Raw genomic sequence first — 19,223 nt, 5'->3', positions numbered from 1 at the left:
GAGTCACAATCGCCCCATGAGTCTCCCCCGCACCCCGTTGCTCATGCTGGCCGCGGCCGCCGTCGGCGTCCCGCTCGCGCTCTCCTCGGGCACGACCTTCGCCGCGGCGGGGGACGTCTGGGCGGTCAGCAAGGAGGCCTCCGGCATCTCCGGGCGCCCGACGGTGCCCGACGGGGGCGGCCGCGCCTTCTTCGGCAGCAGCGCCACCGACGTGGTCGGCAAGGACGCCAACGGGGCCGCCGACGCGTTCTGGCGGCGTCGCGACGGGGTCACCACCAAGATCTCGACCCCGCCCGGCGGGGGCGACGCCGACGGGGCCAGCAGCGACGTGCAGGTCTCCGCCGACGGCAAGACCGTCGCCTTCGCCACCGACGCCTCCAACCTGTGGAACTCCGACCACAACGAGAAGAAGGACATCTACGCCTGCACGCGCACGTGCTTCTCCGTCGGCTGGGTCGCGCGCGGCATGGAGCCCGACGGCGACTCGATGCACCCGCGGCTCTCGGCCGACAGCAAGTGGGTCGCGTTCGCCTCCGACGCGAGCAACTGGGTCAAGGACGACACCAACGGCGTGCGCGACGTCTTCGTCGCCAACGTCCGAAGCGGCGCGGTCACCCGCGTCTCGGTGAGCAGCTCCGGCGCCCAGCTGGGCAGCCCCTCGGACCACCCCTCGATCAGCGCCGACGGCCAGCTGGTCACCTTCTCGACCCGCGGGCGGGCCGTGCCCCGCGACACCAACACGTGGTCGGACGTCTACCTGCGCGACCTCACCGCCGGTCGCACGTCCCTGGTCTCGCAGAGCCGCGACGAGAAGATCGCCAACCGCGCCTCCGGGTCCGCTGCCGTCGCGAAGCGCTGCCTCGACGGCACCTGCTTCCCGACCGTGGTCTTCACCTCCACGGCGAGCAACCTGGTCGGCAACGACACCAACGGCGTCCGCGACGTGTTCGTGCGCGAGCGCGGGTCGACCGCGCGCATCTCGGTGTCCAAGAAGGGCGTCCAGGGCGCGCGCGGTGAGGGCTCGTGGGGACCGTCGATCTCCCGCGACGGGCGCTACGTCGCCTTCGCCTCGGACGCCGACCTCACCGGCATCGCCGCCCAGGCCTCCGACCAGGGCCAGATCCTGCTGCGCGACCGCAGCAACGGGTCGGTCCGCCTGCTCTCGGGCAGCGGCGGCGTCCCCGGCAACGGCGACTCCACGGCGCCCTCGCTGAGCCCCAACGGCAAGTACGCCGCGTTCCAGTCCCGCGCGACCAACCTCGACACCGTCACCAAGGACAACCACACCTGGGACGTCTTCGTCACCACCGTGTACTGAGCCACGGGGATCCCACCGGTGGTCGACCTGTCGAGACCAGCGTGACCGGAGCCCATCACCCGGGCTACCCTGGATGAAACGGAACCGTACCGTTCCATCCCCCCGCCTGGAGTCCCTGCATGTCGCTGTCGAGCACGCCCCGCTCACCGCAGACGCGTCCTCGCGTCGCGGGCGAGCGTGAGGACGAGATCCTCGAGGCGACGTTCGGCGAGCTGCTCCAGGTCGGCTACGACCGGCTGACCTTCGACTCCGTGGCCAAGCGGGCGCACGCGAGCAAGGCGACGCTCTACCGGCGCTGGGAGACCAAGTCGGCCCTCGTGGTCGACGCGATCCTGCGTCACAAGGGAGCCACCGACGCCCGGGTGCCCGACGAGGGCAGCCTGCGCGCCGACCTGCTCGCCCTCGTCGCCCCCAAGGCCGGCAAGGCGGTGGGGCCCGGCCAGCGCGAGACCCGGGCCGTCGCCGCGGTCTTCACCGCCCTGCTCACCGATCCCGAGTTCGCCGCCGAGTTCCGCACCAGGTTCGTCGACCAGCGCCGACGCGTGGGCGAGGCGGTCATCGACCGGGCCCGCGAGCGCGGCGAGATCACCAGCGACGTCGACGGCGGCCTGCTGACCGCGAGCCTGGCCGGCATCGTGCTGCACCGGTCGTTCGTGCTGGGCGAGCCGGTCGACCACTCCACGCTCGAGGAGATCGTCGACACGATCATCCTCCCCGCCGCCGGGTGCGAACCGGTCGCGAGCACCCCCCACTCACCCGACCAGGAGACCCCGTGACCGACCTCTCCGAGACCACCACCGACGCCCCCGCCGACGCAACGGGCCACGGCCACCGGCACCTGGGCTGGGCGCTGGCCATCATCTGCACCGCGCAGCTGATGGTCGTGCTCGACGCCACGATCGCCAACATCGCGCTCCCCTACATCCAGGCCGACCTGGACTTCTCGGCGCACGCGCTGCCGTGGATCATCACGGCCTATGCCCTCACCTTCGGTGGCTTCCTGCTGCTGGGCGGCAAGGTCGGCGACATGCTCGGGCGCCGCAAGGCGTTCGTGTTCGGCCTGACCGTGTTCGCCGTCGCCTCGCTGATCGGTGGCTTCGCGCAGAACGAGGCCATGCTGCTCGGCTCCCGCGCCCTGCAGGGCCTCGGCGCCGCGTTCGCCTCCCCCAACGCGCTCGCGCTGATCAACACGACGTTCGAGCCTGGTCCCAAGCGCAGCAGGGCGTTCGCGGTCTACGCGATGATGTCGGGCGTCGGCGCCGCGGTCGGCCTGCTCCTGGGCGGCTGGCTCACCGGCTCCAGTCCCGAGGTGTTCGGCACCGTGATCGACGGCTGGCGCCTCACCTTCCTGATCAACGTCCCGATCGGCGCCGCCGCGGCGTTCGGTGCGCTGTTCGTCCTCTCCGAGAGCGAGCGGCACCCCGGCAGGCTCGACATCCCGGGCACCTTCACCGCCACGGCGGGCCTGCTGTCGCTGGTCTACGGCATCACCCGCGCCGGCGACCGGTCCTACGGCTGGGGCGACCAGTGGACCGTCACCGCACTGGTCGTCGGTGGCGCGCTCCTCGCGGCGTTCGTCGTCGTCGAGATGCGGGTCGCGCAGCCGATGCTGCCCGGCCGCATCCTCGCCAACCGCGACCGCGCCGCGGCGTACTCCGTGATGATGCTGGCGCCCGCCGCGATGTTCACGATGTTCTTCTTCCTCACCCTCGTCATCCAGAACGTGATGGGCGAGTCGCCCATGCGCACCGGGCTGATGTTCCTGCCGTTCAGCGTCGTCATGGTCGTGTGGGCCGTCGTGGTCTCGCGCCTGGTCCAGAAGGTCAACCCCGGCATCCTCGCCGGCATCGGTGGGCTCGTCGCCGCCGTCGCGGTGTTCGGCATGTCCCGCATGCCGTACGACGACGCGCTGGCCGGCGGGGTCGGCGTCGACATCTCCTACGCCAAGGACGTGCTGCCGTTCATCATGCTGATGCCCGTCGGCATGGGCCTGATGTTCATCTCCAACACGATGAGCGTGCTGCACCGGGTCAGCCCCGCCGACGGCGGCATCGCCTCCGGCGTGCTCAACACCATGCAGCAGGTCGGCGGCGCCCTCGGCCTCGCGACCCTGGCGACGATCGCCTTCAACTCCAGCGACGACAAGGTCGCCCAGCTGTGCCGCGGGCTCGCCGCCCAGGGCACCTGCGCCAAGGGCCCCTCGCAGGAGGTCCTCGGGGTCGGCTTCGTCCACGGCGCGACGACCGGGTTCTTCTGGTGCTCGGTGATGCTCGCCGCGGCCGGTGTCATCTCGATCGCGTTCAACCGGATCAAGCACCAGGACCTCGGCTCCGGCGGCGGCCCCGGGGCTGCTCCCGCCGCTCACTGATCCTCCCCACCGCGCCTCTGATGCACGGGGCCGAGGCGTTGTCCTCCGCCGCGGTCAGGGGTCGAGGTCGATCTCGATGGTGAGGGGTTGTTCGGGGAAGTAGAGCTCGATGCCGTCGCCGGCGTGGAACATCTGGCGGGCGTGGTCGGGGTCGATCGTACGGGTGCCGCGGTGGTCCACGAGGTAGGTCAGTCCGTGGGGGGTCTGCCAGAGGTAGCGGCCGGCGCCGCACTGGCGTGCGCGGTAGCCGGCGTGGGTCTTCCACCGGTGGTGTCGTCGGCCCAGGGGGCCGGAGTTGTGGGTGCCGGTCTGGGGCGGGTCGTCGGGTGGGGCGCCGGGTCGGTAGGGGGTGGGGTGGTCGTAGTCCACGGTCCGGGCGGTCGAGGTGGCGTAGGGCCAGTAGTCCCCGCCGGTGACCAGGTGGACCCGTTCCTTGAGGGTCTCGGGGTGCTCGTAGGCGGTGGTGCGGACCCGGTCGGACAGGTCGATGACGGGCTTGACCGTCACGGTGTGGCCGGCGAGGAGGACCTGCAGCTGGGACAGCGTCATCGCCCCGAAGCCCTCGACCCTGGCGACCCCCTCGCCGGTCAGGAGCGTGGTCTCGTGCAGGTGGACGTAGAGGACCGCCTGGGGGGCGATCCGAGAAGCGATCGCGGGGTCACGCAGCAGCTGCAGCACCTCGGCCGGGATCGCGAACGCCCGAGCGACCTCTCCCGGGTTCTCTCCCGGGTCCTCGGTCGGGTCGCCGGGGTCGGCTGGGTCGGTGGGTGGGGTGGTGGTGGCGAGGCCGGTCAGCAGGAGCAGCAGGAGCTGGCCGAGGCGACCGAAGTAGCCCAGGGCGATGGAGCGGCGCTCGTCCAGGGTGGTGTCGAGGTGGGTGGTCAGGACGTGGGCGGCGATCGCCTCGATCATGGCCTCCAGTCCGGCGCCGTCGGCGGCGCTGACCTTGGCCACGACCATCCGGGTGCCGTCGTCCTCGGACTGCCCGACCGTGGCGAAGCGGGTCTGCTCGGCCTGTTCGCGGGTCTGCTCGTGGGCGGCGGGGTCGGCCTCGACGATCTTGGCGCGGGCGAGGTCCAGGGTGCGCCAGACCGACTCGTGGGCGATGGCCCGGGCCACGGCCTGGTCCACGACCCAGACCCGGTCGGCGGGCAGGTGGCGGGACAGGGTGGCGATCTTGCAGGCGACCCAGGGTTCGGCGTCCCCGGTCTGCAGGACCGCCCAGGTCAGGGGCAGGCGGTGGATCAGGTCGAGCACGTCGGCCATCGTGTGGCGGGTCGCGGTCTGGCCCGCGCCGCGGGCGATGGCGATCTCGCCGAGGCAGAAGTCCTGCACCCCGGGTGTGCCGGGGCCGCCGACCTGACGCAGGACCTTGCCGATCCGCCGGGCGTGGTCCTGCTCGTGGGGGGAGAGTCCCTCGAGGGGGTCGGTGTCGTGGATCGCGGCCCACTGCGCCAGGACCTCCAGGTCGGCGACCTCCGCCAACCGGCGTGCGCGGGCGGCGTCGTGGGCCTGGGCCAGCAGGCCGGCCGGGGTCGCCTCACGCAGGTCGATGGACATGCCCCCACCCTAGCCCGTGACGACGACAAACGAACGCGTGTTCGATAATGTGGAGAAATACCCGGCCCGTCAGCTGGCCGGCGGCGCGGACAGCTCGTCCGGCAGGGGCGTCCGGCACGCCGCTCCCCTGCAGCTGCGCAACCCTTTCAGCTGTTCGGCGAAGCTCGCCATCAGGCCGGCGTACGACGGGTCGCGCGCGAGGTTGACGTACTCGCGGGGGTCGGCCACGACGTCGTACAGCTCCTTGGAGCCGGTGGCCACGTCCACGTAGAGGTAGCGCGAGGTGCGCAGACCGATCAGGTAGCGCAGGTCCCGGTCACCGCCGTCGGTGAGCGGCTCGCCGGACCAGTCGGTGGACCGGCGGACGGTGCCGCGCGGGCCGGTCTCGGTGAGCACTCCCCGCTGCCAGCCGGAGTCGCCGTGCCGGGCGACGCCCAGCATCGAGACGCCGTCGGTCCAGGTCGGCGGCGTGACGCGGGCCGCGGCGGCGATCGTCGGGGCGAAGTCCACCGACATGAAGGGGTCGCGACGCACCTCTCCGCGCGGGATGCCGGGTCCGCGCACCAGGAGGGGCGTGCGCAGCGAGGGCTCGTGCGGCAGGACCTTGCCCTCCCGGATCCGCTGCTCACCCAGGAAGAAGCCGTTGTCCGAGGTGAACACGACCAGCGTGCGTCCGAGCTCGCCGCTGACCCGGAGCGCGCGGATCGTCCGGCCCACCTGCTGGTCGACGACGGCGAGCGCCTCCGCACGCTGCCGCGTGACCTCGAGCAGCGCGCGCTTCTCGGCACGGTTCAGCGGCGGCTTGCGCAGGTAGCCCGGCTTGTCGCTGAAGTCGGGGTCCGACCAGGAGGCACCCGGAGCCTCCCGCACCCGGGCGTCGAACCTGCCCTTCACGCCGTCCGGGCGGGCGGGGGTCGGGAACCGGCTGACCTGGCCGTCGACGCGGCGGACCGGACGCGGGTCGTCGGGCTCGTCGGGCAGGCCGTGGTGAGGGGCGGAGTAGCTGACATAGAGGAAGAAGGGACGGTCGGACCGGGCGCGCGACCGGATGATCCGCTCGCTGAGGTCGCCGTACACCCGCGACTGGTAGCGGCCCGGGTAGGGCGTGAACCCGCGTCCGTCGGCGCTGAGCGTCGTGTCGAAGTAGCGGTAGGTGCCGCCGTCGTAGCGGGAGCCGCGCCTGAACCCTCCGTCGAAGGAGGCTCGCCAGTCGCTCCACCCGGGCGGCACGTAGTGCAGGGAGCGGCCGCCGGAGCTGCGGGGCGCGGGCCACTTGCCGTAGCCGTTGAGGTACTTCCCGAGGTAGACGGTCGCGTAGCCGGCCCGGTTGAGCCAGGTGGCGATCGTCGACCGGTCGTCGAAGGACGGGAAGCCCCACGGGGGTTCCACGTCGAGGACCCGGTGGTTGTGGGTGTAGCGGCCGGTGAGCACGGAGGCGCGTGCCGGGCAGCACAGGGGGTACGGCGAGAAGCTGTTGCGGAACCGGACCCCGGCGCCGCCGACCAGCCGCCGTGTGAGGGGCATGAAGCGCAGGTCGTCGTCGCGCATGTCGTCGGTCATGATCATGACGACGTTGGGCCGCGGTTGCTGGACCCTCTGGGCGACGGACGGGACGGACGTGGCCCCCGCCAGGGCGCCGGACCCGCTCCCGAACGCCACCCCCGCCGCCACCAGGCAGAGGGCGACTGCTCGCGCAGAACCCCTCGAGCGGCGGGCCGCCCCCCTGCCACCTTGCTCTTCTCGTCCGAACGACAACTGTCGCGTCACCGCGCACCCCCCGAGATCCGGATCAACGCTAGGTCCGACCGGGAGCCGCGTCCCGGAAAACCGTGAACGCAGTCTGCCTAGGCTCGTCCCATGGCGACGGAGGAGACGGGCCCGGTGCTGGTCGACCACCGGGAGCGCGAGAGCGGGATCGCCGAGGCCCTGGCCGAGGCGGGGCTGGACGTCCGCCTGACCGACCTGCCGGTGGGCGACTACGTGCTCGGTCCGGGGCTGGCGGTGGAGCGGAAGGGACCCCACGACCTGGGCGCCTCCATCCGCGACGGGCGGATCTTCGACCAGGCCGTCCGCCTGCAGTCGGCGTTCCCGCAGGCGGTGCTGCTGATCGAGGGCGAGCCGCGCGGGATGGGCGAGGACGCCTGGCGCGGTGCCGTGTGCCGGCTGATCGAGGACGGCGTCACCGTGCTGCACAGCCTCGATGCCGAGGACAGCGCGGCGTGGGTCGTCCGGCTCGCCAAGCGGGCGCGACGGTCCGCCCCGACCACCCGCACCGAGGGTCGCCGCCGCGCACCGCGACACCCGTCCGCCCAGGCCGAGCTGATGCTCTCCGTCGTGCCCGGGATCAGCGCCGCGATGGCGCGCAGCCTCCTCGACTCCTTCGGCAGCCTCTCGGCGGTCGCCGCCGCGGCCCCCGACGGGCTCCTCGCCCACCCCGGCATCGGTCGCGTCCGGGCCGCCCGGCTCTTCGAGGCCCTGCACGGGGAGTACGTCGGCCCGGCCGACCGCGAGCCCCCGCCCGAGCGGCCCGCGCGGACGGCCCGGCCACCCCGGCGCTGGATCCTGGCCGGACCCCAGGGCGGGACCGACGCCCCGTCGTACGACCGCCGCGCGATCGCGCTGCGCGCCCTGCGCTCGGCCCCGGACGGCACCCAGCTGGTCGACGGCCTGACCGGCGAGGTCGTGGCCGGTCAGGCGACGGGCACGGGCTGAGCGGCGACCTCCGGCCGAGGGTCAGCCGAGCGCCCGCGCCCCGTCCCGTACGACGGCCAGGGCCGTCCGTGCCCACGCCGGGTCCGCGCCGGCGAGCCCGCAGGCCGGTGTGAGGACCAGCGAGGCCGGGTCGATCCCGGCCAGGTCGCAGAACCGCTCCGCGCGCTGGGCGACCGAGGACGCGGTGGGCTCGGGTGAGGGCCGGAGGCCGGGCACCACGCCGAGGTGGACCCGCCGGCCGCGCTCGGCGGCAGCTGCGAGGGCGTCGTACTCCCCCGGGGTGAGGACGGCGAGGTCGACCGAGAGGCCGGGGTCGCCGGCCCTGGCGAGCAGGACGAACGGGACCTCGGGGGCGCAGCAGTGGACCACCACGTCGTCGGCTGGGGCCGCGGAGAAGACCTCCTCGAGCAGCGCCGCCGCCGCGGGAGCGTCGACCGACCGGTGCCGGCTGAAGCCCGAGGCGGTGGGCACGCCGCCGCCGAGCACCGCGGGCAGGAGCGGCTCGTCGACCTGGAGGACCAGCGAGGCGCCGGGCACGCGGCGGCGCAGGTCGGCCAGGTGGGTCGTGAGGCCCGCCGCGAGCGACTGGGCCAGCTCGCGCCGCGCGCCGTGGTCGGCGAGGACCCGGTCGCCGCGCGGCCGCTCGACCATCGCGGCGAGCGTCCAGGGGCCGGCGACCTGGACCTTGAACGAGCCGGTGAAGTCCTGCGTCCGCTCCTCCAGCGCGTCGAGGTCCTGGGCGAGCAGCGAGACCGCGCGCCGGTGGTCGACGCCGCCGCCGGAGCCGGTCAGCCGCCACCCCGCCGGCTGGAGGTCGGCACCGAGGGAGTCGAGCAGCGCGAGGCTGCGACCGGTCAGGTCGGCGACCGCCCCACGACCGGGGACCTCGGGCAGGTAGGGCAGGTCGCCGCCGAGCAGGTCGAGCACGATGCGCAGCGCCTCGTCGTAGGCGTGCTGGTCGTCGCCGGGATGCGACCCGACCCCGGACGCGACGGTCATGACCGCGACGTCCGGTGCGTCGAGGCGATCGTGCACGAGCCGACCACCCGGGTGCCGTCGTAGACCACGGCGGCCTGCCCCGGGGCGATGCCGGACGCGGGGTCGAGGAGGTCGACCGTGACCGAGTCGCCGTCGACGTGGACCACGGCCCGGTGCTCGGCGCCGTGCGCCCGCAGCTGGACGGTGCACTCCAGGCGTGCCGGAGCCGCGCCGCACCAGCGCGGCCGGATGCCGGTCAGCCCGTCGATCGCGAGCGCCTCCCGCGGGCCGACGGTCACCGTCCCGGACACCGGCTCGATGTCGAGCACGAACCGTGGCTGCCCGTCGGGGGCCGGCGTGCCGAGCCGCAGCCCGCGCCGCTGGCCGACGGTGAAGGCGAAGGCGCCGTCGTGGGAGCCGACGACGGCCCCGGACTCGTCGACGAAGGACCCGGCCGACGAGCCGAGCCTGTCGTGCAGCCAGCCGGCGGTGTCGCCGTCGGCGACGAAGCAGATGTCGTGGCTGTCGGGCTTGTCCGCGACGAGCAGTCCGCGCCGGGCCGCCTCGGCGCGCACGTCGGCCTTGACCGAGTCGCCGAGCGGGAAGAGCGAGTGCGCGACCTGCTCCTGGGTGAGCACCCCGAGCACGTAGGACTGGTCCTTGGCCGCATCCACCGCTCGGTGCAGCTCGGGGCCGGCGGGCCCCTGGCGGACCGAGGCGTAGTGGCCCGTCGCCACCGCGTCGTAGCCCAGCGCCAGGGCGCGGTCGAGGACGGCGGCGAACTTGATCTTCTCGTTGCAGCGCAGGCAGGGGTTGGGGGTGCGGCCGGCGGCGTACTCCGACCGGAAGTCCTCGACCACGTCGTCATGGAACCGCTCGCTCAGGTCCCAGACGTAGAAGGGGATCCCGATGACGTCGGCCGCGCGGCGGGCGTCGTTGGCGTCCTCGATGGTGCAGCAGCCGCGGGCCCCCGTGCGGTGGGAGGCGGGGTTGCGCGACAGCGCGAGGTGGATGCCGGTGACCTCGTGGCCGGCCTCGACGGCGCGGGCCGCGGCCACCGCCGAGTCCACCCCTCCGGACATGGCGGCGACGACCCTCACAGCAACGCCGCCCGCGCCCGCTCCACCGCCGGCCCGATCGCGGCCACGACCGCGTCGACGTCGGCGGGCGTCGAGGAGTGGCCCAGCGAGAAGCGCAACGAGCCGCGTGCCTCGGCCGGGGTGCGGCCCATCGCCAGCAGCACGTGGCTCGGCTGGGGGACGCCGGCCGAGCAGGCGGACCCGGTCGAGCACTGCACGCCCTGGTGGTCCAGCAGCATCAGCAGCGAGTCGCCCTCGCAGCCGGGGAAGGTCAGGTGGGCGTTGCCCGGCAGCCGCTCGATCGGGTCGCCGTTGAGCACCACGTCGGGCACGACGGCGCGCACGCGCTGCACCAGGTCGTCGCGCAGCCCCCGCACCCGGGCGGCGTAGGACTCCTGGTCGCCCACGGCGAGCTCGACGGCCCTGGCGAAGGCGGCGACCGCGGGGACGTCGAGCGTGCCCGAGCGCACGCCGCGCTCCTGGCCGCCCCCGTGCAGCAGCGGCGACATCTCGAGCGAGCGGGAGGCGACCAGCGCCCCGACGCCGTAGGGACCGCCGATCTTGTGCGCGGTGAGCGTGAGGGCGTCGACGCCGCTCGCGGCGAAGTCGACGGGCACGGCGCCGACCGCCTGCACGGCGTCGGTGTGGAACGGGATGCCGTGCTCGCGCGCGACCGCCGCCAGCTCGGCGATCGGCTGCACGGTGCCGACCTCGTTGTTGGCCCACATCAGCGAGACCAGGGCGACCGACTCGGCGTCGGCGGTGAGCAGGTGGGCGTAGGCCCCCACGTCGACCCGCCCGTTGCCGTCGACCGGCACCAGCTCGACCTTGGACCCGCGCTCGGCCAGCCAGTCGAGTGGGTCGAGCACCGCGTGGTGCTCGGTCGCGGCGCTGAGCACGCGGACGCGGCCGGGGTCGGTGGACTGCCGCGCCCAGGTCACGCCCTTGACCGCGAGGTTGTCCGACTCCGTGCCGCCGGAGGTGAAGAGCACCTCGCCGGGCCGGGCGCCCAGGGCGGCGGCGATGCGCTCGCGCGACTCCTCGACGACACGACGGGCCGCCCGCCCGGCGCCGTGCAGGCTGTTGGCGTTGCCGGTGCGGGTGAGGTGCTCGGAGAAGACGTCCACGACCTCGGGACGCATCGGCGTGGTCGCCGCGTGGTCGAGGTAGGCGGGTCGGGGCGGAGCGGACATCGCCCTCAAGCGTACGGCGTGGCTCCACGGGCTGCCCCCTGCGGCCCCGCTAGAGCCCGCGCATCTCCCGCGCGCGGACCATCACCACGTCGTACTCGATCGCCCGGACGGTCTCGTGGTCGAAGGACACCGGGAACACCCCCGCGCTCTCGAACCCAGCCGCCTCCAGCGCCACCCACTGCTCCGGGAGCCGCGTCATGCCGTCGTAGATCGGCACGCACGACAGCTCCGCCTGGAGCGCGACGACCCGGTCGAGGGCCTCGCCCGCCCCCTGCACCACCTCGAGGTCGTAGCCCTGGGTGTCCATCTTGAGGTAGACCCGGCCCGCGTCCAGCCCGTCGAGGATCTCGGGCATCAGCCCGTCGAGGCGGCGGATGGTCACCTCCTCGGACGTCATGTTGCGCAGGCCCGCCGCCCACTCCCGCCCGAAGTCGCTCGGCGGCAGGAGGCTGCTCATCGTGCCGCGCATCGCGTGGATCGTGGCGGTGCCGTCGCTCGACCCGAGCCCGCAGTGACGCACCCACCACGCGTCGTCGTCGCGCGCGGCCGCCGCGAGCCCGTCGTACGCCGAGCGCACCGGTTCGAAGGACACGATGCGTCCGCGGTAGCCCGCGCGGCGCAGGCCCTGGGCGAACTGGCCGGTGTTGGCGCCGGCGTCGACCACGCAGTCGACCTCGCCGGCCCGCAGGACCCACATCACCAGCTCGCGCTGGGCCACCTGCGCCAGGCGCTGCTGCAGGCGCGCGGGCCGCGCCCGGACCCGGCGCCGGTCCCACACCAGGGTGGCCCTCAGCGCGTCGCCCCCGATGGGGACGACCCGGTGGCGGCTCGTGCTGTGCCGCACGACCCAGGCGCGGTCGCCCAGGCCGCGGACGTCCCAGCCCGTGCGCTGCAACGCGCGACGGACCGCCGCCCGCAGGCGACGGTCCGTCCGATGATCTCGCCCGTCCATGCCCCCGACGTTAACCGGGGACGCGGGCAGCGGTCACTTGCGCTTGTTGATCTCCTCGGTGGCCTTGGGCAGGACCGAGTGCAGGTCGCCCACGACGCCGAAGTCGACGAGCTCGAAGATCGGCGCCTCCTCGTCCTTGTTGACCGCGACGATCGTCTTGGAGGTCTGCATGCCGGCGCGGTGCTGGATCGCACCGGAGATGCCGTTGGCGATGTAGAGCTGCGGGGAGACGACCTTGCCGGTCTGGCCGATCTGGAAGGAGTGGGGGTACCACCCCGAGTCCACGGCCGCACGCGAGGCGCCGACGGCCGCACCGAGCGAGTCGGCGAGCTCCTCGACGGGCTCGAAGTTGCCGCCCGTGCCGCGGCCACCGGCCACGACGATGGCGGCGTCGTTGAGCTCGGGTCGACCCGAGGACTTCTTGGGCTCGACCCCCACGATGCGCGCGCCCTTGGCGACGTCGGAGATCTCGGGAGTGATCTCCTCGACCGCGCCGGCGCCCTCGGACTCCTCCGGGGTGGCGGAGTTGGGCTTGACCGCGATGATCGGCGTGCCCTTGGTGACCTTGGCCTGCACCGTGTAGTTGCCGGCGAAGACGGACTGGGTGGTCACGCCACCCTCGGCCACGTCGACGGCGTCGGTGATCAGGCCGGACTCGGTCTTGACCGCGAGGCGGGCCGCGATCTCCTTGCCCTCGGCGGACGAGGCGATCAGCACAGCGGCGGGCGAGGTCTTCTTCACCAGGTCGGCGAGCACCTCGGCCTTGGGGGCCACGATGTAGGGGTTCACGTGACCGCCGTCGACGGCGTAGATCTTGGCGGCGCCGAACTTCTTGAGCGCGGCAGTGGCCTCGTCGGACAGCTTGCCGATGAAGACCGCGGACGGCTCGCCCAGCTTGCGGGCGATGGTCAGCATCTCGTTGGTGGTCTTGCGGACGGTGCCGCCCGCGTGGTCGACCAGGACCAGGACTTCAGACATGTGGTTGCTCTTCCTTCAGGAACTCAGTCAGGGCCGGAGGGCGGTCAGATGAACTTCTTGGAGGCCAGGAAGTCCACCAGCGCGGTGGCGCCCGACCCGTCCTCGTCGGTGACGATCTCGCCCTGGCTGCGGGGCGGACGCTCCTCGGTGCCCTCGACCTGCGACCAGGAGGCGGAGAGGCCGACCAGCTCGGCGTCGACGCCGAGGTCGGACAGGCTCCAGGTCTCGACCGGCTTCTTCTTCGCGGCCATGATGCCCTTGAAGGACGGGTAACGCGCCTCGCCGGTCTGGTCGGTGACCGACAGGACGACGGGCAGCGTGCCCTCGACCATGACGGTCGCGGTGTCGCCGTCGCGGCGGATCTTGACGGTGTCGCCCTCGACGCTCAGCTCGGAGGCGAAGGTGATGCCCGGGATGCCCAGGCGCTCGGAGACCATCGCCGGGACGACGCCCATGGCGCCGTCGGTCGAGCCCATGCCGCACATGACCAGGTCGTAGTCGGTCTTCTTCAGCGCCTCGGCGAGCACCAGCGAGGTGGCCAGCGCGTCGGAGCCGGCGATCGCGTCGTCGACGACGTGGACGCCCTTGTCGGCGCCCATCTGCAGCGCCTTGCGCACCGCGGTCTCGGCGTCGGCCGGCCCGATGGTCAGCGCGGTCACCTCGGTGTCGTCGCCGAGCTTCTCCTTGAGCTGCAGCGCCTGCTCGACGGCGTACTCGTCGAGCTCCGAGAGCAGGCCGTCGACGTTGTCACGATCCACGGTGTTGTCGGACTCGAACTTGCGGTCACCGGTCGCGTCCGGGACGTACTTCACACATACGACAATGTTCATGGCAAAGCCCTGAGCGGGCCCCTCCTCGGGTCTCGGGATGCCAAGAGGCTACCCGCGAGCCACAGCGGTCGCACGAGATGGGGCAGGTGCGATCAGTCACAGACTGTGACACCGAGTTACACCTCGGTGCCCGCCCGGTCCGGGTCAGCCGCGCGGGCGGATCACGCGGTCCAGGACCTTGCCCGCGACGAGGTAGATCAGGGCCGCGACGCCCCAGTTGACCAGCACGGACTTGACCACGGCGTCCTGGCGGGCGGAGGCCCCGGCGCCCTTCTTGACCTCGAAGCTCTTGAGCTCGCCGAAGTCGATCTTGTCGGCCAGGTCGGTGATCGCCTTGACCACCGCGTTGTCCAGGTTGAAGCGGAGCGCGACCAGCAGGGCGCCGACGGCCAGCACCGCGGCCGCCACGACGGCCACGAGCCACACCACCGAGGCGATGGTCGACCGCGCCTTGCGGGACCCCGCGTTGAGTCCGTCCCGACGCGGTGTCTCAGCGCGGCGCTTGCCCGCCGTCTCCGACTCGCTCACTGGTGGCTCCTGTCACCCGACTACCCCGATGCTGCTTCCCGCAGGGAGGTTATCCAACCTGACCCGGCTGATGCCTGGGTCCGGGAGGTCGCTGGCTCAGCGACCGACGAACTCGGCCTTGCCCGGGCCGTTCTCCTGGAAGCTGCGCATGCCGATGGTGCGGTCCTCGGTGGCGAACAGCGCGGCGAACTGCTGCCGCTCGATCTCCAGGCCGGTCTCGAGGTCGACCTCGAGGCCCCGGTCGACCGACTCCTTGGCCGCGCGTACGGCGAGCGCGGCGGCCTTGGTGAACTGGCGCGCCCAGGCGACCGCCTCGGCGTACACCTGGTCGGCGGGGACCAGCTTGTCGGCGAGGCCGATGGCCAGCGCCTCGTCGGCCTTGACGAAGCGGCCGGTGAAGATCAGGTCCTTGGCCTTGCTCGGCCCGACGAGGCGGGTGAGCCGCTGGGTGCCGCCCGCGCCCGGGATGATCCCGAGCAGGATCTCGGGCTGGCCGAAGGTCGCGTTGTCGGCGGCGATGCGGATGTCGGCGCACAGCGCGAGCTCGCAGCCGCCGCCGAGGGCGTAGCCGGTGACCGCCGCGACGACCGGCTTGGGGATGCGGGCGACCGCGGTGAAGGCGGACTGGAGTGCCCCGGAGCGCTTGACCATGTCCGGGTAGGACATGTCGGCCATCTCCTTGATGTCGGCGCCGGCCGCGAAGACCCGCTCGCCGCCGTAGACGACGACCGCGCGGACGTCGTCGCGGTCGGTGGCCTCGAGCGCCGCGGCGCGGATCTCCTCCTGCACCTGCACGTCGAGCGCGTTCATCTTGGGTCGGTCGATGCGGATCGTCCCGACACCGTCCTCGACCTCGAGCCGCACGAACTCACCCACGCCGGACCGTCCTCTCGGTTGCACCTCCACGAACCTGCGTCACCGTAGTCCACAATCGACCCGTGCCGACGAACACCTGGAGCTGGAGCGCCCTGGACGAGCGAGCCCCCGTGTGGCCGGGTTACCACCAGCAGCTCGGGGCGACGTGGTCCGAGCGGTCGACGAACTTCGCGGTCTTCTCCCCCGAGTCGACGGCCGCGTGGGTCTGCCTGTTCGACGAGGACGGCACCGAGACCCGCCACCAGCTGACCGAGCACACGCTCGGGGTGTGGCACGGCGCCCTGCCCGACGTGCCGGTCGGGCAGCGCTACGGGTTCCGGGTCGGCGGCCGGTGGGCGCCCGACCACGGGCTGCGGTTCAACCGCGACAAGCTGCTGCTCGACCCCTACGCCAAGGCGCTGACCGGGAGCGTGTGGGGCCACCACGAGCTCCTCGCCCACGACCCCGGCGACCCGCGGCGGCGCAGCCAGGTCGACTCCGCGCCGTACATGCCCAAGTGCGTGGTGGTGAAGGACGACTTCGACTGGCAGGGCGACACCCAGCTGCGCCGCCGCTGGCGCGACACCGTGATCTACGAGCTGCACGTCAAGGGGTTCACCCAGCTGCACGACCGGGTGCCCGAGCACCTGCGGGGGACGTACGCCGGCCTGGCGACCGACCACGTGCTCGACTACCTCACCGACCTCGGGGTGACCGCGGTCGAGCTGCTGCCCGTCCAGCACTTCGTCAGCGAGCGGGCGCTCGTCGACCGGGGGCTGAGCAACTACTGGGGCTACAACACCCTGGCGTTCCTGGCCCCCCACGCGGCGTACTCCTCCTCCGGCGACCTCGGCCAGCAGGTCACCGAGTTCAAGCAGATGGTCAAGCGGTTCCACGAGCGCGGGCTCGAGGTGATCCTCGACGTGGTCTACAACCACACCGCCGAGGGCGGAGCCGACGGGCCGACGTACTCCTTCCGTGGGCTCGACGACCTCGGCTTCTACAAGCGGGCCGGCACCGTCGGCGACGCCTACTGGGACGTCACCGGGTGCGGCAACACCGTCGACTCGACCAGCCTCGGCGCGCTGCGGCTGATCCTCGACTCGCTGCGCTACTGGGTGACCGAGATGCACGTCGACGGCTTCCGCTTCGACCTCGCCTCGGCGCTCGCGCGCACCGGCCACGCGGTCGACATGCGCAGCGCCTTCCTCACCACGATCAGCCAGGACCCCGTGCTGCGGCACGTGAAGCTCATCGCCGAGCCGTGGGACGCGAGCATGGACGGCTACCTCGTCGGATCGTTCCCGCCGCCGTGGGTGGAGTGGAACGACCGCTACCGCGACACGATGCGCAGCTTCTGGCGCGGGGACGGCACCGGCGTCCGCGACGTCGCCTCACGGCTGGCCGGGTCCTCCGACCTGTACGCCGACGACGGGCGCTCGCCGTACGCCTCGGTGAACTTCGTGACCGCCCACGACGGCTTCACGCTGCGCGACCTGGTCTCCTACGAGCGCAAGCACAACCACGCCAACGGCGAGCACGACCGCGACGGCACGGACAACAACCTGTCCTCCAACTACGGCGTCGAGGGAGAGACCGACGACGAGGAGATCCGCGCGCTGCGCCGGCGCCAGGCAGCCAACCTCCTGGTCACGCTCTGCCTGTCGTCCGGGGCCCCGATGATCACCGCCGGCGACGAGCGCGGACGCACGCAGCGCGGCAACAACAATGCTTATTGTCAGGACAACGAGATCTCCTGGGTCGACTGGCGGGCCGACGATGCCTGGCTCGACGTCTACGAGGTCGCCCGGGCCGCACTGCGGCTGCGCCGGCAGCACCCCGCACTGCGGCAACGGCACCACTTCCAGGGCACCCCGACGCTCGCCGGCGGCCCCAAGGACCTCGCCTGGCTGCACCCCGACGGGCGCGAGATGTCCCAGCCGGACTGGTACGACGGCCGCCTGCGCACCGTGGGCATGTTCGTCTCCGGCGACCCCCTCCGCTCCCCCGGCCCCGAGGGCGAGCAGCAGCGGGACCGGTCGTTCCTCGTGTGGTTCAACGCACGCGACGAGCCCGTGGACGTGACGCAGATGGAGAACCCCTGGGTCGGCAGCGGCGAGGTCGTCCTCTCCACCTGTCCCGACAACCCCGTCGGCACCGCCGTCCAGGCCGGCGACACGCTCACGATGTCCGCGCGCTCGCTGGTGCTCCTTCGCCAGCACTGATCCCCCTCACGCACCCCTGGGCGTCGTCTCCACAGGGTGCCGAACACCCGTGCGGATATCGTCATGGCCGGGTAGGCTGTACTCATGCCCGAAGACCTCCGCGACCTCTCCGCGCGCGACGTGCTCGACGCAGCGACGAGCACGCTCCGGACGCGGCGGCTCCTGGAGGTCCAGGAGCTGCGGGTCCTGGAGCAGTGGGTGGCGATGCACGGCGCGGACCCGCTGGACGGTCTCGACGCTCGTGGCCGCGAGCACGCGCGCGCGATCGGCAAGGTCCTGCGTCAGCTCGGCGGTGAAGGCACCCCCGGGGTCCAGGACTTCTGTCTGGGCGAGATCGCGCTGGCTCGCGAGGAGCACGTCAACGCCACTCGGTCCGCGATGGCCGACGTGCTCGACCTGGTCCACCGGATGCCGCTCACGTGGGCGGTCTGCCTGGCCGGCGATGCCGAGGTGTGGGTGGCCCGCACGGTCGCCTCCCGTTCTCGCAGGGTCCCGGCGGACCGGATGTGGATCGTCGACCAGGCTGTGGCCCGGATGATCGCGACCGAGTCGATCAAGCGCATCCTCGACGTGGCGGACGCCAAGATCATCGAGGCCGACACCGGCACCCACGAGGACGAGGTCGCGGAGGCCAAGCAGCGCGGCTTCGCCGCGGTCGGGCAGACCGAGGACGACGGGACCCGGATGGTCGTGGCGCGGATCGACGCCGCCGACGGGCCCGGCATCGACGCGGTCCTCGAGCGGGTGGCCGAGGCCCTCCTGACCTCCCACCCCGACGCCACGCTCGATGAGCGGCGATCGATGGCGATGGGCTACTTCGGTCGCCTCGGGCAGCTGTTCGAGCTCCTGCTCCGCGGCGTGGACCCGACCACCGACCCCAACACCGATCCCGACGCGATCGCCCGCGCCCTCGCGATCCCGGCCGACGTGCTGGACCTGCTGCGTGACCCGGCGATCGCCGCACGAATCGCCCCTCAGGCAAAGCTCTACGTCCACCTCCACGAAGCCGTCCTGCTCGGCGAGGAGGGGGTCGCCCGGGTCGAGGGCCTCGGCGCCATGACACTCTCCGAGCTCCAGGTCCTCCTGGCTCGGCACAACGTGGTGGTCCAACCGGTCATCGACCTCTCCGACCGGGTCCGCACCACCGCCTACGAGCACCCGGAGTCGATCAAGGAGCGGGTGCACCTGATCACCGGCGGTGACTACTGGCCCTACGCCTCTTCCACCGGCCGGGGCGTGGACTACGACCATCCCACCCCCTACAGACCGGGGGCACCACCGGACCACCCGCCCCAGACAGGCACCCACAACTCCGGCCCACTCGGTCGGCGACACCACCGCTGGAAGACTCGTGCGGGCTTCACTTCCCGGCAGTGCGGCCACGGCCGCTACGTCTGGCTCACCCCTCACGGCCTGGCATTCCTGGTCGACCACCGCGGGTCACGACGCATCGACCCCGATGAGGCTCGGCAGATGCTCGGGGCCGGCGAGCAGGTCGAGCTCTACTTCCCTGACCAGCCTCTGTCTGTCGAGATCAACCTCCGCCGCTGAGTCCTGCGGAAGTCGTAAGCGCCACCGATCCTGTAACGAGCGGCATTCCGCCCACTGTGGGTCGGTCCGATGCCGCCCTGAGGTGCCCTACTCTGC

16 protein-coding genes are annotated in these 19,223 nt (G+C 72.6%); 6 read left to right on the top strand and 10 right to left on the bottom strand.

Annotated features, from left to right (window positions below):
- Nucleotides 1-16 precede the first annotated feature (16 nt).
- From J2S63_RS16300 to J2S63_RS16290, 3 genes are all read left to right on the top strand, one after another.
- Nucleotides 17-1,318, top strand: coding sequence for a TolB family protein (locus tag J2S63_RS16300; protein WP_310304367.1), 1,302 nt, complete (start codon nucleotides 17-19; stop codon nucleotides 1,316-1,318).
- 119 nt (nucleotides 1,319-1,437) lie between these two features.
- Nucleotides 1,438-2,094 carry a TetR/AcrR family transcriptional regulator gene (locus J2S63_RS16295; RefSeq protein ID WP_310304365.1) on the top strand — a complete coding sequence of 219 codons (657 nt, stop codon included), beginning with the start codon at nucleotides 1,438-1,440 and terminating at the stop codon, nucleotides 2,092-2,094.
- The gene (locus J2S63_RS16290) at nucleotides 2,091-3,686 is read left to right on the top strand and encodes an MFS transporter (protein WP_310304363.1); all 1,596 of its coding nucleotides are present in this window, start codon (nucleotides 2,091-2,093) and stop codon (nucleotides 3,684-3,686) included. The genes J2S63_RS16295 and J2S63_RS16290 overlap by 4 nt, the downstream gene beginning before the upstream one ends.
- A gap of 54 nt (nucleotides 3,687-3,740) precedes the next feature.
- Here J2S63_RS16290 and J2S63_RS16285 read toward each other — a convergent pair whose 3' ends face one another.
- Both J2S63_RS16285 and J2S63_RS16280 read right to left on the bottom strand, forming a co-directional pair.
- The gene (locus J2S63_RS16285) at nucleotides 3,741-5,246 is read right to left on the bottom strand and encodes a hypothetical protein (protein ID WP_310304361.1); all 1,506 of its coding nucleotides are present in this window, start codon (nucleotides 5,244-5,246) and stop codon (nucleotides 3,741-3,743) included.
- A 69-nt stretch (nucleotides 5,247-5,315) separates the two neighbouring features.
- On the bottom strand, nucleotides 5,316-6,812 hold the full coding sequence (locus J2S63_RS16280; RefSeq protein ID WP_310304359.1) for a sulfatase family protein: 1,497 nt from the start codon (nucleotides 6,810-6,812) through the stop codon (nucleotides 5,316-5,318).
- 291 nt (nucleotides 6,813-7,103) lie between these two features.
- On the opposite strand from J2S63_RS16280, the gene J2S63_RS16275 reads away from it, so the two are divergent.
- On the top strand, nucleotides 7,104-7,958 hold the full coding sequence (locus J2S63_RS16275) for an ERCC4 domain-containing protein (RefSeq protein WP_310304357.1): 855 nt from the start codon (nucleotides 7,104-7,106) through the stop codon (nucleotides 7,956-7,958).
- 21 nt (nucleotides 7,959-7,979) lie between these two features.
- Here J2S63_RS16275 and J2S63_RS16270 read toward each other — a convergent pair whose 3' ends face one another.
- The 8 genes from J2S63_RS16270 to J2S63_RS16235 all read right to left on the bottom strand — a co-directional run bounded on the left by J2S63_RS16270 (nucleotide 7,980) and on the right by J2S63_RS16235 (nucleotide 15,372).
- Nucleotides 7,980-8,957, bottom strand: coding sequence for a uroporphyrinogen decarboxylase/cobalamine-independent methonine synthase family protein (locus J2S63_RS16270; protein WP_310304356.1), 978 nt, complete (start codon nucleotides 8,955-8,957; stop codon nucleotides 7,980-7,982).
- Nucleotides 8,954-10,036, bottom strand: coding sequence for a tRNA 2-thiouridine(34) synthase MnmA (gene mnmA / locus J2S63_RS16265; protein WP_310304354.1), 1,083 nt, complete (start codon nucleotides 10,034-10,036; stop codon nucleotides 8,954-8,956). The genes J2S63_RS16270 and mnmA overlap by 4 nt, the downstream gene beginning before the upstream one ends.
- Entirely contained in the window at nucleotides 10,033-11,208 is a 1,176-nt protein-coding gene (locus J2S63_RS16260) for a cysteine desulfurase family protein (protein WP_310304352.1), read from the bottom strand. The genes mnmA and J2S63_RS16260 overlap by 4 nt, the downstream gene beginning before the upstream one ends.
- Before the next feature lie 49 nt (nucleotides 11,209-11,257).
- Nucleotides 11,258-12,160, bottom strand: coding sequence for an FkbM family methyltransferase (locus J2S63_RS16255; RefSeq protein WP_310304350.1), 903 nt, complete (start codon nucleotides 12,158-12,160; stop codon nucleotides 11,258-11,260).
- 33 nt (nucleotides 12,161-12,193) lie between these two features.
- The gene (locus tag J2S63_RS16250; RefSeq protein WP_310304348.1) at nucleotides 12,194-13,138 is read right to left on the bottom strand and encodes an electron transfer flavoprotein subunit alpha/FixB family protein; all 945 of its coding nucleotides are present in this window, start codon (nucleotides 13,136-13,138) and stop codon (nucleotides 12,194-12,196) included.
- A gap of 44 nt (nucleotides 13,139-13,182) precedes the next feature.
- Nucleotides 13,183-13,968, bottom strand: a complete 786-nt coding sequence (locus J2S63_RS16245) for an electron transfer flavoprotein subunit beta/FixA family protein (RefSeq protein ID WP_310304347.1) — start codon at nucleotides 13,966-13,968, stop codon at nucleotides 13,183-13,185.
- Nucleotides 13,969-14,112: 144 nt separating this feature from the next.
- Nucleotides 14,113-14,496, bottom strand: coding sequence for a hypothetical protein (locus J2S63_RS16240; RefSeq protein ID WP_310304345.1), 384 nt, complete (start codon nucleotides 14,494-14,496; stop codon nucleotides 14,113-14,115).
- 96 nt (nucleotides 14,497-14,592) lie between these two features.
- Nucleotides 14,593-15,372 carry an enoyl-CoA hydratase/isomerase family protein gene (locus J2S63_RS16235; RefSeq protein WP_310304343.1) on the bottom strand — a complete coding sequence of 260 codons (780 nt, stop codon included), beginning with the start codon at nucleotides 15,370-15,372 and terminating at the stop codon, nucleotides 14,593-14,595.
- A 62-nt stretch (nucleotides 15,373-15,434) separates the two neighbouring features.
- Here J2S63_RS16235 and glgX point away from each other — a divergent pair, with 62 nt between their 5' ends.
- Both glgX and J2S63_RS16225 read left to right on the top strand, forming a co-directional pair.
- Nucleotides 15,435-17,576 carry a glycogen debranching protein GlgX gene (glgX, locus tag J2S63_RS16230; RefSeq protein WP_310304341.1) on the top strand — a complete coding sequence of 714 codons (2,142 nt, stop codon included), beginning with the start codon at nucleotides 15,435-15,437 and terminating at the stop codon, nucleotides 17,574-17,576.
- Between the two features lie 84 nt (nucleotides 17,577-17,660).
- Nucleotides 17,661-19,127, top strand: coding sequence for a hypothetical protein (locus J2S63_RS16225; protein WP_310304339.1), 1,467 nt, complete (start codon nucleotides 17,661-17,663; stop codon nucleotides 19,125-19,127).
- Nucleotides 19,128-19,223 lie beyond the last annotated feature (96 nt).

The sequence above is a fragment of the Nocardioides marmoribigeumensis genome, from assembly GCF_031458325.1.
Classification (GTDB): Bacteria; Actinomycetota; Actinomycetes; order Propionibacteriales; family Nocardioidaceae; genus Marmoricola_A; species Marmoricola_A marmoribigeumensis.
This window is presented reverse-complemented; position numbering and strand designations above follow the sequence as displayed.